General features: G+C 64.0%; 12 protein-coding genes and 1 pseudogene. 6 read left to right on the top strand and 7 right to left on the bottom strand.

Annotation, left to right across the window (positions count from 1 at the left end; all coding sequences use genetic code 11):
* Positions 1 to 64: 64 nt before the first annotated feature.
* Entirely contained in the window at positions 65 to 1,375 is a 1,311-nt protein-coding gene (locus CQ040_RS15770) for a glutaminase (protein WP_258131503.1), read from the bottom strand.
* Positions 1,376 to 1,629: 254 nt separating this feature from the next.
* A pseudogene (locus CQ040_RS15765) lies at positions 1,630 to 2,239 on the bottom strand (IS5 family transposase); the annotation flags it as partial.
* 852 nt (positions 2,240 to 3,091) lie between these two features.
* On the opposite strand from CQ040_RS15765, the gene CQ040_RS15760 reads away from it, so the two are divergent.
* A complete protein-coding gene (locus CQ040_RS15760; protein WP_146113922.1) occupies positions 3,092 to 3,580 on the top strand; it encodes a hypothetical protein in 489 nt (162 codons plus the stop codon).
* Positions 3,577 to 5,550 (top strand): DUF1800 domain-containing protein, encoded by a 1,974-nt coding sequence (locus tag CQ040_RS15755; RefSeq protein WP_105527808.1) that lies wholly within the window; start codon positions 3,577 to 3,579, stop codon positions 5,548 to 5,550. Before CQ040_RS15760 ends, CQ040_RS15755 begins: the two co-directional genes overlap by 4 nt.
* Here the strand turns inward: CQ040_RS15755 and CQ040_RS21060 are convergent.
* On the bottom strand, positions 5,540 to 5,983 hold the full coding sequence (locus CQ040_RS21060) for a hypothetical protein (RefSeq protein WP_258131516.1): 444 nt from the start codon (positions 5,981 to 5,983) through the stop codon (positions 5,540 to 5,542). The two genes, CQ040_RS15755 and CQ040_RS21060, sit on opposite strands and share 11 nt — an antisense overlap.
* Between CQ040_RS21060 and CQ040_RS15750 the strand changes: the two genes are divergently transcribed.
* The 3 genes from CQ040_RS15750 to CQ040_RS15740 all read left to right on the top strand — a co-directional run bounded on the left by CQ040_RS15750 (position 5,867) and on the right by CQ040_RS15740 (position 8,483).
* Positions 5,867 to 6,931, top strand: coding sequence for a DUF1501 domain-containing protein (locus CQ040_RS15750; RefSeq protein WP_258131514.1), 1,065 nt, complete (start codon positions 5,867 to 5,869; stop codon positions 6,929 to 6,931). The genes CQ040_RS21060 and CQ040_RS15750 overlap by 117 nt on opposite strands.
* A gap of 517 nt (positions 6,932 to 7,448) precedes the next feature.
* Positions 7,449 to 7,688, top strand: a complete 240-nt coding sequence (locus tag CQ040_RS15745) for a hypothetical protein (RefSeq protein ID WP_105527806.1) — start codon at positions 7,449 to 7,451, stop codon at positions 7,686 to 7,688.
* Positions 7,689 to 7,964: 276 nt separating this feature from the next.
* Complete coding sequence (locus tag CQ040_RS15740) at positions 7,965 to 8,483, top strand: GNAT family N-acetyltransferase (RefSeq protein ID WP_105527805.1); 519 nt, start codon at positions 7,965 to 7,967, stop codon at positions 8,481 to 8,483.
* A 130-nt stretch (positions 8,484 to 8,613) separates the two neighbouring features.
* Here CQ040_RS15740 and CQ040_RS15735 read toward each other — a convergent pair whose 3' ends face one another.
* On the bottom strand, positions 8,614 to 9,435 hold the full coding sequence (locus CQ040_RS15735) for a LysR family transcriptional regulator (RefSeq protein ID WP_181157099.1): 822 nt from the start codon (positions 9,433 to 9,435) through the stop codon (positions 8,614 to 8,616).
* An 84-nt stretch (positions 9,436 to 9,519) separates the two neighbouring features.
* On the opposite strand from CQ040_RS15735, the gene CQ040_RS15730 reads away from it, so the two are divergent.
* A complete protein-coding gene (locus CQ040_RS15730) occupies positions 9,520 to 9,810 on the top strand; it encodes a YciI family protein (RefSeq protein ID WP_105527803.1) in 291 nt (96 codons plus the stop codon).
* Positions 9,811 to 10,025: 215 nt separating this feature from the next.
* On the opposite strand, the gene CQ040_RS15725 is transcribed toward CQ040_RS15730, so the two are convergent.
* The 3 genes from CQ040_RS15725 to CQ040_RS15715 all read right to left on the bottom strand — a co-directional run.
* Positions 10,026 to 10,697, bottom strand: coding sequence for a GAP family protein (locus CQ040_RS15725; RefSeq protein ID WP_105527802.1), 672 nt, complete (start codon positions 10,695 to 10,697; stop codon positions 10,026 to 10,028).
* Complete coding sequence (locus CQ040_RS15720; protein ID WP_219844738.1) at positions 10,697 to 12,124, bottom strand: DUF1254 domain-containing protein; 1,428 nt, start codon at positions 12,122 to 12,124, stop codon at positions 10,697 to 10,699. The genes CQ040_RS15725 and CQ040_RS15720 overlap by 1 nt, the downstream gene beginning before the upstream one ends.
* A gap of 872 nt (positions 12,125 to 12,996) precedes the next feature.
* A partial coding sequence (locus CQ040_RS15715; protein WP_219844737.1) for a hypothetical protein occupies positions 12,997 to 13,306 on the bottom strand: 310 nt, incomplete at its 5' end.

Below are 13,306 nucleotides of genomic sequence, written 5' to 3'. Positions count from 1 at the left end.
GATCCCTCACACGACGGACCCCCCCCCACGCCCCGGTGCACGGCAGCATGCCATGCACAAGGGGTCACCCGCGCAATGCGCTCACGATGTCGGGGAACGCGGTGGGCACGTAGCCGCCGCGGGCCGGCTCTCCACGCACGAGCTCACCCGAGCCCGTCTCGGCACTGCCGAGCACACCCCACGGGTCCACGATCCGCACCTCATGGCCATCGAGATGGAGGCGGCGGATGCCCTCGAGGAGCATCCGCCGAGCGATGTCGTTAGTGCGATGAACTCGATCAAGGTCCACGACTACCGGTGCGTCGCCAGCAGGGTCCTGCGCGAAACCGCGCAGGACCCGCTCCGCCTCGACGAAGTGGAGATCGCCCATCACTTCATGCACGGCGACACCCTCGCGCTCCCACCGACGCGCTACCGAACGCGTGGAATCCGTCGAATCCATGAGATGGAGCCCTAGATCGCGATTCATCCGCTCGAACATGCGGACACCGCGGGTGCTGTTGCCGTGAGGGTCGAGTCGGGGCGAAAACACGGCGATACCGACCTGACCCGGCAGCACGCCCATGAGTCCCCCCGCGACGCCACTCTTCGCGGGGATACCGACCGACGTCAGCCAATCACCCGCAGAGTCGTACATACCGCACGTCGCCATGACACTCAACACCTGCCGGTTGATCGCGGGAGCGATCGCCTGGTCACCGTCCGGCGTCCTCCCACCCGCTGCCAGCACCGACGCCATGCGTGCAAGATCACGCACAGTCACCGACACGGAACACTGTCGCGTATACCCGCGCACGATATCTGTGGGCTCACCGTGGAGGGTGCCGACCGTGCGCAGCATGTACGCCAGCGCCATATTGCGATCAGCGGTGGATAGCTCGGATTCGAAGACGTCTTCGGCGATCGACAGTTGACGGCCTGCCAACCGGCTGCATAGGTCGAGAATGCGTCCGACTCGCGCGTCAGCGTCCTCACCGCGAACAAGTGCGTGCGAGGCGATCGCACCCGCATTGATCATCGGGTTCCGCGGCCTGCCTGTTTCAGGGTCCAGAGAGATCTCGTTAAACGCATCGCCAGACGGCTCGACATCAATGTGTTCGAGCACGACGTCAAGCCCCTGGTCGGCAATCGCGAGCGCATACGCGAACGGCTTTGAGATCGACTGGATCGTGAACTCGGCGTCCGCATCACCAGCGACGTACACCACACCATCGGGCGACGCTACTGCGACCGCAAGCTTGTCCGGATCCGCGTGCGCAAGCTCGGGTATATATGAAGCGACGGCGCCCGCATCTGTACCGACGGAATCAAGCAGGAAGTGGAGGTAGTCGATCATCGGCGTCTGCATGCCCACCATCGTTACATGCATCAGCATGCCTATCCTCCTCCCCTGCGACTGGAACCACACCCCGCATCATCCAGACAACGCGGGCGGAAGACCTCACACCTTAACCCCTCACAACCAGACACCGGATTCGACCGCAACCTGAGACGCCCACGACAGGTCCTCCTTCAGGGAAGACCCCCGAGTACGCGCGTCGCGTCACAGGCAACGACCCACAACCCACTGACGCCTCGAACATACTCGAAGCGCTGCCACCGCTTCTCACGCGCTCGAACAAACTCGGCCTAGGACGTGTCTGACAATGTTTTCGTCCAGGTGATGACGGCGTTGAGGAGCACGGCAGCGCGGTAGACGGTGGCGTCCTTGTCGTAGCGGGCGGCGAGGCCTCGCCATTGTTTTGAGGTGGCAGTACTGGCGTTCGATCACGTTCCGGTTCTTGTAGTCGGCGGTATCGAGGCTGACCGGCCGACTACCCCGGGCTGCGCGCCGCCTGCGGTGTCCTTTCTGGACGTCGGGCTCGGGGATGACGACCTTGACCCCGCGGGCGCGGAAGTGAGCGCGGATTGCGCGTGACGAGTACGCCTTATCGCCACGCACCGCATCTGGCCGGGTGCGCGGGCGACCCTGATAGCGCGTGACACGCAACTGCTCCATAGCGGCAGGAACACCGGCGAGTCGCCGGCCTGGCCCGGGGCGATCAGGGTGACCAGCGGACGCCCGTTGCCATCGACGAGCTGGTGGATCTTGGTCGACAAGCCGCCCCTGGAGCGGCCGACTCCGTGGTCAGCCAGCTCTGCCCGCAGATTCTTGCAACTCGATCCAGCCCCCGGTGAGGCGCTTCGTGTTCGTCGCGTGCTGATGCGCGCGAGTGATCGTCGAATGCATTCGCGAGGATGTAGAGGTCGGTTCCGGTCAGCCCAGAAGCCAAGCGATCCGGCGTCCGATCTGTGAGCTCGATCATCATTTCTTCTAGGCAGTCGCACGTCTCACGGAACGTGCTCGGAGAGGAAGCGCCGAGCATATATGAGCGGAGAGCCCACGGTAGGTCGATGAGAATGCCACGAGCCCTCGCAGCCACGCGACCAGCGCCCCGGCCGATCATCTGCCGCTCGGAGGGAGGCATGGGGTGCACTGAGGCCGAGGCAGCGCAGGTGGCGCTACTCGAGCTCGCGGAGACCCTGCCGATGTACGGGCGTGCCGCGACCGTGTATGCCGCTGAGCTCACGGATTTGCGGGGCCCACAGGTTGTTACACCAATGCGAACAATCAAACTGAATACGTTATAGTCGGCGAGGGTGTTGACGCGTCGAGCACTGAAACGCGATCCGGTGGCCCGGCCGGGCGGCGGGTTTCGACGACTTCTGCGGTGGGAGGCGCAGAAATGCATCTCCCACGCGCGGACTTCGTGGGTTGATTTGGGAGAGCCAATTTTTGGAGCCTGATGTTGAAGACAGCGGATGTGCGGCGGCGCTTGGCGCGTGTATTTGCTGCAGTGGTCAGCATGGCTGCTCTCGTTCCGGGGTGGACGGTCCCGGCGCCCCCCGCCGCCAAATGCGACGACGGCTTCGGGCGGCTCCATCAGGGTCACGGAGATGCCTGTGGAGTCGGGAAAGGATGCGCAGCTCGTCGCGACCTAACCCGATTCTCCCCGCCGACTTCGTGGTTTACCTTCCCGCGGGCCTTCAGTGGCCCTCGCATACGTTCACGCTGGATGCCCCGAACGGAGCGGTCATGGGGAACTGCATCGTGACCTCCACGCAGATCGTGTGCGACGAGGAGACCGCCGACATCGCCGCGAATCGGAGGAAGATCCAGGGGGCATTTGAGTTCTGGACGCGGACTACCACCGTCGTTCCGGAGAGCACGGTAACCACCTATAAGTTCGGTGGCGTGGTGGCTGCAGCCCCGTCGGCTGATGCCTGCACGCAGAACTGCGAGCTCACCGGACGCGAGTCATCGAATGATGGGTTCTACGATAACGAGACCTACCAGATCGACGGGGTGGTGAAGGTGGGGGCTCCTGCCAGCAGCTTGGTGGGCGGAGAGAACGTCACGATCGTCTACACGCCCGGCCCGCAGCAGCAGCAGCAGCAGCAGATCATCGCCGGTGGCCCGACCAATGGCACGGACACGTTCACGAACCAACTCATGACCGCGGCGGACGGTACGCAGGTGCCGATCAGCCGTCCCCGAGCCGGTCGGGCGCAGACTCCTCGGACGGCGGATCCACGATGAGTTCCCGACTCGGCGGTGATCAGATTGGGGCTGATGGCGCCCATCCGGGTGACGTCCGAGACCCGACGCGAGCGGGCGATGCTGAGGAGGCGGTGAGCGGTGAGCTGCGGTCGACCCGAAAGGCGCGACTCGCAAGCGAGCAGCTCACCGCAGCTGTCGTCGATGAGTCACCTGCGGTTGTCGATGAGTCACCTGCGGTGAAGGACCAGGCTGACGAGCCTCGGCCGAGGCGCCGAGCACTCCTCGCCTGGGGGGCGACCGGCATCGCGGGGGCTCTCGGGGCGTGGGCGCTCGCGAGCAGACCTCCCGAAGAGTCCGAGGCTGCGGCAGGAACGGGGCCTGTGCGGCCTCGGGGAGGCGAGTCGAGAAAGGCGTCCTTCGATGGCACCGAGGGAGCAGAGTCGGGGTCCCCGACCCCGACGCCGACGCCGACGCCCGTCTCACCCGGGCGTCACCCGTTCGATCGCGATCGGAGCCTGGTCGAGGCGGGGCCGAGGACGCCCGCGTCTCGTGTCGATCTTCCTTTCGAGTCTGCGCCGGTCGATGGAACGGGCCCGCACCCGGCTGACGGCGTGCAGCTCCCGGTCGCCGACACACGGGCTGCACGATTGCACCTCCTCAACCGCATCGGCATCGGTGCGGGAAAGACGGTTCTCGCAGAGATGGAGGAGCTCGGACTCGCTGGGTGGCTGTCTGTGCAACTGGATCCAGTGAATCTCGAGGATGCGGGTGAATCGAAGGCGCGAAGCTGGTTTCCGCTGGGGAGCATGGACATCGCAACGACCCGTCGATCCATCCCGGAATTCAGTTGGGATGCGATGGGCCAGGTCCGCGATCTCTATCTCGCACGCTTCCTGTTCAGCAGGCGACAGGTGTTCACGGTCGTCGCCGACGTCTTTCATAACTTGCTGCACGTGACCGTTCCGAGCGAGCGAGTCTGGGACAGCGCCGGCGACTTCGTCGAGAACGTGATCCGACACCACGCATACGGACGGTACGCCGACATGTTGCGTGACGCGATGAGACATCCGGCGATGCTGCGATTCTTCGACAATGCGAGCTCGCGCCGAGGTGCGGTGAATGAAAATCTCGGTCGGGAACTGCTCGAACTCCACAGCGTCGGCACTGGCGCAGGATATTCGGAAGACGAGGTGGTCGCGAGCGCGGGCATGTTGACCGGGCGGACGATCGACGGGCATGGAGCTTTCGCCTTCGTTCCGGACGACCACAGCACCGATGCGGTCGAGGTTCTCGGGTTCTCTGAATCTCGACACGGCGCGCAGTCGGGGCTCGAGGTCGGCGATCGGTATGTGGAGTACCTCGCCAGGCACCCCTCCACCGCGCGAATGATCGCCAGCAAGCTCGCGGTGCGATTCGTCTCCGATGATCCGACGCCCGAATTGCTGGACGCTTTGGCAGAGGTCTATACGCGCAACGACACGAGTATTCTCGCCGTCGTCGTCGCCATCTTCGAGAGCCGCGAGTTCTGGTCGTCGCTGGGGACAAAGATACGACGACCTCTGGAGGACGTCGCCAGCACAGTTCGCTCTCTCGGCCTTCCTATGGACGACGTCGCCCCATCCGCCATTGGCGGATTGGGCTGGGTCCTCGGCGCTATGGGCCATCAGCCGCTTCGCTGGGATCGACCAGACGGCTACCCCGATGTCGCCGCGGCGTGGAACTCGTCGGGCCAGATGATCGCCAGGTGGAACATGCACCGGGCCCTGGTGTCGGGGAAGTACCCAGGTCTCCCTAGGGGGGAAAGCGTCCTCGCCGAGCTTCGGCCGGATGCCGACGAGGGCAAGGAAGAGTGGGTGCAGCGAATCGCTGAGACTTTGCTCACCACGTCACCCGGCGAATCGACCATTCAGGGCATGCTCGCCTTCCTCGACGGTCTCGAGCCGGAGAGCCGGCACCTTGAAGAGGTTGCTGCGCTCGCTTTCGACTCGCCCTCGCACCTCATTCGCTGACTTCTGAAACCGCCTCGAGGAGATCCATATGGACGATCGCTATTCGCTTCACCCCGACCGTCCGAACTGGCGACGTCTCGGCCCGACCGATGGTGACGCGGCTGTTCGCGCGCTCGGAGATGTAGTGAGCGAACAGGCCGCGTCGCGTGGAGAACGCTGGTCGCGAGGCTTCACCCGTCGTCGCCTGCTCCAAGGTGGTCTCGGGATGGGGGTCGCGCTGCTGGGTGCTCAGATGGTGACCACCCGTGTCAGTTACGCGGCTGCGAGCGAGGAAGGGGCGAATGGCGCACTCGTCGTCCTGTTCTTGCGCGGCGGCATGGATGGGCTGTCCGTACTGGTCCCTTTCGAGGATCCAGTGTTGCTTGCCGCGCGACCAGACATCGCGATCCGGGGGGCGCAGTTGCTCCCTGTCGATCAGCGGTTCGGGCTTCATCCTGCTCTCGGTGGTCTGGCCCCTTTGCTCAAGGCGGGGAAGGTCGCCGCGGTTCCAGACATCGCGACCCCTGAGCTCTCGCGGAGCCACTTTCAGGCTCAGGACTGTCTCGAGCGCGGCGGAGTGAGCAATGGCGACAGCCGCGGATGGCTTGACCGTGTCTTAGAGGCGTCGGGAGCGGGCACGACGTTCCGATCCCTGTCGGCGACCAACCCGTTGACTCGTTCGCTGGTCGGATCTTCTCAGTCTCTCGTGGTGCGCAACCTCGACAGTCTCACGATCGACGCGGACGGTGACACGCTCGACCGCACCCGCCGGGCGCTCGAACTTCTCTACACAGGCATCGATCACCCATATGCGGTGCAATCATCCATCGCCCTCGAAGCAGCCGCAGCCGCGGGACAGATTCCCCCCTCGAGCGCGGAGTCGACGTTCCCGGACGGAGGATTCGGAGACGACCTTTCCATGCTCTCGTCGATCATCCGCGCCGACCTGGGGATGCGCGTCGCCACGATCGATCTCGGAGGCTGGGATATGCATACCGGCGTCGGTAACGTCGATGCCGGCGACATGACGATGATGCTCGCAGCGCTTGGTGACGGGATCGCGGCGTTCTTCGACAGTCTCGGCGATAAGGCTGCCTCGACGACGATGGTCGTGATGAGCGAATTCGGTCGACGCGTCGAGCAGAACGGCACCGGGGGCACGGATCACGGGCACGGGGGTTTGGCGCTTGCGATCGGGGGTGGTGTGCGCGGCGGCGTCCACGGGGCTTGGGAGGCCCTCGATGCAGGCATGCTCGAGAGGGGCGATCTGCCCGGTCGGAATGACTTTCGCGACCTTCTCAGTGAAGTCGTGGCGGCACGATTGGGCCTCTCAGCGTCACAGATGTCCGGTGTCTTCCCCGGCTGGAAGGCATCTCCGATGGGACTGATGGCCACGGGGTAGGAACCGCCGACAGATAATACACATCTGGGTCAAACGGGGCGTTCTATGTAATACGACTCTGGATCGCTCGTCGATCGACGGAGGGGGCGCCTCCGCCTCGCAGCGCATGGCATCTCCCACCGGTGTTGCTCGGGATGGCAGAGGGCCGCCGGGGCGTTGGAATACCGCTTCTGACGCCCACATTCCTGCGTCCGGCGCACACAAACAGGAGCGGTCGTCTACGTACGCTCGTGAGACGGGTGTGGTGCCGCCGTCTCCGCCGACGACTCCAGGTGGGATGGTTACTGGTGGGACGCCGCTCGCGATCACCAGGGATGGGCTGCCGATTGGGCTAACGGTCGCTGCTACGGTGCACTGCAATCGGAATTGGGATCGTCCTAGCATCGCGGCCTTCTACACGCCGCGATGAGCACCTCCTCGAACCGTCGTCAGACCAGGGCCGGTCACCCCTTCAGATGCTTGCCGAAGGCGACAGGCGTTTCGAGGTGCCGCAGCTGGCCTGCTCTTCTCACCGGTGATGATCGTGGCCTACTTCGCCGCCCACCAGGCCGGCGGAGAACACCGCCAGAACTCGGCAACGACCTGGGTCAACTCCAGCCACAACGTCGGAGCATCACTCGGCAGCGCCCTGGCAGGCATCATCATCATCCAAGCTATAAGCGTCCCCGCCGCAATCATCGGAATCGTTGCTGGTGCAGCCGCTCTGCTCATCGCGAGCGCCGTGTGGGGCAGAGGACGCGCGACCGAGAGACGGTGAGCCACGTGCGGGGGGAATGGCGACATTCGTCCCCGCATCCGCGAGTCTCTGATCCCCTAGCTGGACCTCTCGGGTGACAGTGCCGGGATGCAGAAGATCCAATGACCGGTACGAATCGTGAAGTCACTGCCGCAGTCGAATATGGAGGTCGACCCGCAGCCTCGTCATCGAAGACGAACGCCACACAACGATCACAAAACAACGCCACGGAGCGATCAGCTCCACAGGCCCGTTCGCAACGCCCCACCGCCTTGATCCCCGTGAGAACATTTTCGGGTGACTGTCTTGAGAGAACTACACCCCGAAAGCCTCGGGGATATTACCGGTCTGCAAAGGCTACTGGAAGCCACCCCCGAGTACGCGCGTCGCGTCACAGGCAACGACCCACAACCCACTGACGCCTCGAACATACTCGAAGCGCTGCCACCGCTTCTCACACGCTCAAACAAACTCGGCCTAGGGACTTGGGACGAGCCCACTGACACGCTCCTCGCCTTCTGTGACGTTCTACACAACTGGCCCCACCCAGGCGTCGCCCACGTAGGCCTCCTCCTCGTCCATGGTCAGCATCAGGGCAAAGGACTCGGGAGGCTCTTACACGACCACGTCGTGGAGCGAGCTCTCGCCTGGCGGGACGTCGACACACTGCGCCTGAGTATCGTCGCGACGAACGCCGAGATCGCAGAACCGTTCTGGCAGGCGCTCGACTACCACCCCACAGGTGAAACCGCCCCCTACACCGCAGGAAATGTGGAAAGCACTGCTGCCATCTGGGAGCGCCCCCTTCCCCGCTGAGAGCTCCCCTGGCCAGGGGGATCGAGGACATGTCGATCCCCCTGGCACTCGTGTTGGAAGCACCCAATGCCACCAAAATCAACGGGTCAGGCCACCGCCAATCCGCACCACCGCCGTACGTCAGGCCCCATCACCCCAGGCGTAGCATCGCGCTCCGAACGGCAAGGAACAAGCGCTCCAGCGGAGGATCGCTCAACGGAATCCACGCGAGCCCCCAGGGGAGAACCCTCGGGCACGGGGTAAGTGCCACAGTGTCCCGGCTTCGCCGAAGCGCGTCCTCAAAGATCTGGGCCCCCGCCGGATCGAGTCGCCGAGTCTGCGGAGTCCACCCATGCGTGCGACAGCACTCCAGCAGCCATTGTGCGAAGTCCGGAGCTCGTCGATCGTCGAACCACAGCAGCGTCTGTCCGTCGAGGTCCTCCCAATTGATCAGTCCACGGCCTGCCAATTCATGACCGCTGCCGTGCAGGACGCCCAGCGGAGCCACACGGACCTCGCTCAGCTCCACCCCGGGTTTGAGGGAAAGTACGGGGCCTCTGAGCAACGCCGCGTCAACCTCCCGCCCAATGGCATGCAAGGCACGCCCAGAATCCAGTGCCACGATCTCCACCGCGTCCCCGAAGCGATCCGTCAGCATCCCAAGGACCTCCGCGTCAGTGCCACGGGGGACACCGATGCGGCGGATCACGCCAGCGACCTCCGACAGCTCTTCCAGCTCACGCGTCATCCGTTCCGCGATCTGCCCCAGCTGCTCCCCTCGCTCTGTCGGTCGCATACCCGCTGGAGACCTCTCGAACAGTCGAACACCGAGCCGCTGTTCAAGCCGAAGTAGTTGTTGACTCAAACTGGGCTGGCTGATCCCGATCCGTCCCGCCGCGGCACGCACTGTCCCCTCATCAAGAACAGCAAGAAAGTATCGCAGATGCAGGACAGACACCTGATCGTATGCCATAGCCCCGTCCATAGCCTCTACCCTATTCACGTAGTCTCATGCTGGACCTTCCTCCACCCGCCGGATGCGTGTTCCGATGTAGGCATGTATGTGATCACCCTCGACTACCTCGCCCCCGCTGATGCCGTCGATGCCGCTCTCGAGGCCCACAACGAGTGGCTCAATGTCCACTACACGAGAGGGCTGTTCCTCATCTCAGGCCCAAGAGAACCACGCGTCGGCGGCGTCATCATCACCGCAGATCGACCACGCGACGAGGTCGAGGCAGCGATCATCCGAGACCCGTTCGCCTTACGTGGCATTGCCCGACACTCCCTCATCGAGTTCCGACCGTCTCGGGTTGCGAGGCTCAAGGCCTGGCCAATCCGTGAGTGAGCGTCATCCAGCCCCCATCGATCCGCTATGTTTCGGCCCGATGAGCCGAATCTCCAATGCTCACGTCGAATAGATCGAGGCACTGATGCGCTCTGCGAGCTTAAGCGACGGGACCCACCTTCGTCGGCGAGGTTCTCGATACACCTGCCGCTGAGGGTGGGTCCCTAAGTGCCTATCAGCCGCCATCACATTGTCGTGTCTGAGCTGCGAGCTTGCTAGAAGCTGCCGATGCCCTTGCCGATCATGGAGATTCCGATGACGAGGAGCAGGACCGCCATGATCACGGGGTTCTCCCTCTGGAGCCAGCTGCGCAGGCCGTCGAGCGGGCTCCGCAGCTTCTCCGCCGCGATCAGGTAGCCGATCACGGGGACCGCGACCGTGCAGGCTGCGATCAGAGTGAACACGACGATCACCAGAATGGTCGTCCCGGTCTCCAGCGCCGCGGATCCGATTGCCACGCCCGCACCCGCCGCCATGATCAGGTTCTTCGGGTTGAGTGCCGACATGAGGAAGCCCAGGCCGAGCGCGACGGGGAAGGTGACCTTGTCAATCGCCTGCATCCACTTCGGAAGCGCCGGTGTCTCGCCCTCGCGAGGTCGCCCCCGCCACTGCTTGACGGCGAGGAGGAGCAGGAGCGCACCCAGCAGGAGTTGCACAATCCCCTGGATGGGTCTCGTCGCGTCGGGGTCGTCCTGCGGGAGGACCGATGACAACAGCGTGAATGCGACGACCGCGACGACGATGCCGACGATCCAGCCGAGAAGGAAGCCGACACTGGTAACTCGCGCTTTCGGCGACAGCAGCATCAGGATCGTGGCGATGATCGGGATCGGGCTGATCGCGATGCCGAGAGCGAGGGGGAGGATCTCTCCGATGGCCCCGCCCATCAGCCGACCATCTCGATCTCGCCCGGGCGCCAGGTCTTGTCGAACCAGGGCTCGAGTGGCCCGTAGAGGCGGAGGATAACGAACCATCCCTTGCCAGGCACGGTCTCCAGCCAGTTGTCCTGGCCATCGCCGCGCTGGGGTGAAAAGTGAATGACGGTGCCGCCGTCGGCTTCAGCAGGAACGTCGCCATGGAAGCTGTTGATGCTGGGCCACGGGTTCGACGTCTGCAGCAGCGAGCGGGTCTGCGGATCATAGATGTCGATCGACCAGAACGTCTTCGCCGGGATCTCTGCCGGCAACCGCAGCGTGTAATGCTTGCTGCCATCGAGCCATTGGCCGGTGGAGTCGACGAACGCATTCACATACTGGGAGCCGATGCCCACGCGTGCGACAGCCATTGCGGGGGTGATTCCGGTGCCGATGTACTGCATCACGGAACGCGCATCCAGCAGACGCACGCCGTCGGCGAGGAACTCTGAGCTGCCGCCCACGAACGCTGTGGTCCATGACGCGTCCGGATAGTAGTAGAAGGCCGGATCGCGCGGCTTGTAGGTGATGGTGCGGGCGATCCCGCCTCCGATGCGCGCTCCGGCGTCCAGGATGCTGCGCATCCGCTCATCGGGTGCGAACGGGCGTCCCTTCATGATTCCGAGCGCCGCGATCTGTCCAGCCCTCTCCGGGTCGAGGCACCCGACGGGTTCTTCCTGGACGATCGTGTCGATCTCTTCGTAGAAAGAGCCGTCGTTGGCGTGCACGCCGATGAAGCTGGCGCCGGCCATGTTGATGAACTCCATCTCCGGCGGGGTCGCGGCATCGGCGAGAGAGTAGATGCGCGTCGTGAGGAGGTCATCTACGCCGCCGAGAGCGCGGATCACCAACCAGTTCGAGAACGTCAACGACCGGCGCACGTAGTACCCGTCCGGCACCTCACCGTCGAAGCCGGGCGGCACGAAGAGGTACTTGCCGCCCACGCCACGATCCTCACCGGCGTTGCCCATGTCACTCACGTATCGCTGCCAGATGTCATCGACGAACGACAGCGAGTTCGGCGGCACCTCGACGACGACCGGCCCGACACTGAGATCGATGAAGTTCGTGCCGTACGCCGTCACCGTGTTGGCTGTCAGCACGATCTGCGCCGAGTCCGCCTTCGGATCCGTGTAGATCAGCTTGTGGTTCGCATCGCCTCCGATGCTGCGGAACCCTTTGCGCATCGCCACCATGGACGCCCCGGGCATCGCGTTGAGGAAGACGTCCACCGCTCGCATGAGATCTAGCGAGTCCCACGCTCGATCGATGGTGTCCGGCAACGGCATCCCGTCGAAGAACTCGAAGACGCCCAGCGGCGTCTCGACCTTCGCCGGGATGCTCACCGCGGCCAATGCCTCCGCCGACACCACAGCCGAAACAGCCTTTTTCTTCAACATATGAATCTCCGCTTCTCTGCCGATACTCATCGTGGCAGACGACGTCGCAGTTACCCAGCAACCGCTCACTCTGGGGCAAAGGACGGTGGCCTATCCGGGGCACTCGACGGGATCCGCGGTGAGGGAATGTTAGCTTACGAGCTGCGACGGGTGTCGAGTCTGCTGGGCTGACGATGAGCTGGTCCTTCTTGCCAGTGGGGTCCTCCTAGCCGGGGATTCACTACACACCGCATGATGGCAAAATGCGGGTTCTGCCTGCGACGTATCCTTGCGTTGCGCCGACAGCACTTCACGCAGACTGTCCCCGCCTCGGTCGGCGACCACATATTCAGCGTCACGACCATCACGGCGCGTCGACGCAGCAGTACCGAATCCCACAGCCCTTGAGGGCCCAAAACCCACATCCCCGGAGTACATGCGCTCGGTGGGATGCCTACCAGGTTCATGCCACACCTCACGGCTCCCCGTCTCGGCGTAGCTCATGTCCTGGATGAATACGGGTCTGGCAGGGAGGATGTACTCCCGTTCCGGCGACCGCCAGATTCTCCTGGCAATTGCGGTCACCCGAGCCCGTGGAAATGGTCGCCGTTCCCAGGTCTGCGCGTCCCCATCGTCTCGGATCAGAGTGCTTTTGGCTCGATCGGTCATCCAGGATGCCACCAACGCCGGAGCGTGGACAAGCCGCCGCAATTGTCCCGGGCGCTCCTGCATCAGCTCGTATCTCTCGTGGTGCGAGACAGCACTTCATCGACGCCGCCTCGCTGATTCGCGACGTGCAGGCCGAGGCCAGTCCGCCACTGACGTGTGATGACGGAAGCCACCTCGTCAGGGGTTGTCAGGGCAAACGGCCGCCGTGTCTGCGTGACCGCGCATCACATCCGCACGGCAGCGTCCTTCCGCGACGAGCGCGGCGAGGTCATGCGTGAACGTTTCCGGAATCGAAGTCGCGAGCAAAACTCGAGGAGCTCACCGTCGAGGTCGCCGACCACCTCTTCGAGGAGGTAGTTCACGACCACGGGTTCGTTGCCCCGCAAATGCACACCCAACTTGCGATGCGAATCGGCCGCGATGTGCATCATGAGAACGAGCCCAGCCGCCCATCCCTTGGTTCTCTGAAGGATGCGGTCGATCTGCTTCTCAGACAGGTGGTCACCGCGTGAACCGAAAAGAGCGCGTGCTTCG

Source organism: Microbacterium sp. MYb54 (genome assembly GCF_002979515.1).
In the GTDB taxonomy this organism is placed as follows: Bacteria; Actinomycetota; Actinomycetes; order Actinomycetales; family Microbacteriaceae; genus Microbacterium.
The sequence above is the reverse complement of the archived record's forward strand: the minus strand, read 5'-3'. Positions and strand labels throughout refer to the sequence as shown.